The organism is Oleiphilus sp. HI0066 (genome assembly GCF_001635725.1).
The window spans coordinates 1-1,133 of record NZ_LWFH01000538.1; the positions used below are offsets into that span (position 1 = coordinate 1).

Annotated in this window: 2 protein-coding genes; one reads left to right on the plus strand and one right to left on the minus strand. The window is 44.2% G+C overall.

Annotated elements, in window-relative coordinates:
• Window positions 1-812: class I tRNA ligase family protein (locus A3738_RS07285; RefSeq protein ID WP_156504051.1), on the minus strand; the 812-nt coding region annotated here is incomplete at its 3' end.
• Window positions 813-1,013: 201 nt separating this feature from the next.
• Here A3738_RS07285 and A3738_RS32565 point away from each other — a divergent pair.
• Window positions 1,014-1,133, plus strand: a 120-nt coding sequence (locus A3738_RS32565; protein ID WP_197473671.1) for a (2Fe-2S)-binding protein, incomplete at its 3' end; no start/stop codon positions are given.

Genomic DNA, 1,133 nt, shown 5'->3' on the forward strand with positions numbered 1-1,133 from the left:
CCACGTGTAGCAAGTGGGTGTTGAGCGGCTACCGCTACATACGTTACACCCATCAGAGTATCTGGTCGTGTGGTATAAACGCTTAGCGTTTCGTCTGAGTCTTTGATGCCAAAGCTGAATTCAAGACCTTCTGATCGGCCAATCCAGTTGCGCTGCATCGTTTTAACTTGCTCAGGCCATTCATCAAGCTGATCTAAGTCGTTAAGTAGTTCTTCTGCATAATCGGTGATTTTGATAAACCACTGTGGGATTTCTTTGCGCTCGACAATTGCGCCAGAACGCCAGCCACGGCCATCGACAACTTGCTCGTTTGCAAGAACAGTTTGGTCAACAGGGTCCCAGTTAACAGTTGCGTTCTTTTTGTACACTAAGCCGCGCTCATATAGCTTAGTGAAGAACCATTGTTCCCACTTGTAGTATTCAGGGCGGCAGGTCGCTAATTCTCGATCCCAGTCATAACCAAAGCCTAATTGCTTAAGCTGACTTTTCATGTAATCAATGTTTTCGTATGTCCATTTAGCTGGAGCGACGCCGTTTTTGATTGCAGCGTTTTCTGCTGGAAGTCCAAAAGCATCCCAACCCATTGGTTGCATAACGTTTTTACCCAGCATGCGCTGGTAACGAGAAACAACATCTCCAATCGTATAATTGCGTACGTGCCCCATGTGCAGCTTGCCGCTAGGGTATGGGAACATGGAAAGGCAGTAGTACTTTTCTTTAGACGAGTCCTCGGTTACGGCAAAGCTATTGTTCGCTTCCCAAAAATCTCGTGCATTCTGTTCTATTTCTTTCGGAGAGTATTGTTCTTGCATGCTTCTTCTTAAATCAATGGAATACGCAACACCGCTTATCTATAGTGCGGTGCAAAAATGGGCACATAGTCTATCTTAGTTTTATGTGTGGGTGTAGACGCTTCAAACCACAAAACGACAACAAAAATAATTGGTGAATGTTGTTGATAATGATTCGTATTGCGACTATCATTTGCTCCGTTGTTTAAGTGAGCGAAAATAATGTTAGTTTGTTTGTGTAAAGGTGTTTCTGACAGAGATATTCATTCTTTGATGGATGAAGGCAAAACCTCTTTTCGTCAGGTGCGCAATGAACTGGGTGTGGCGACAAGTTGTGGTCAG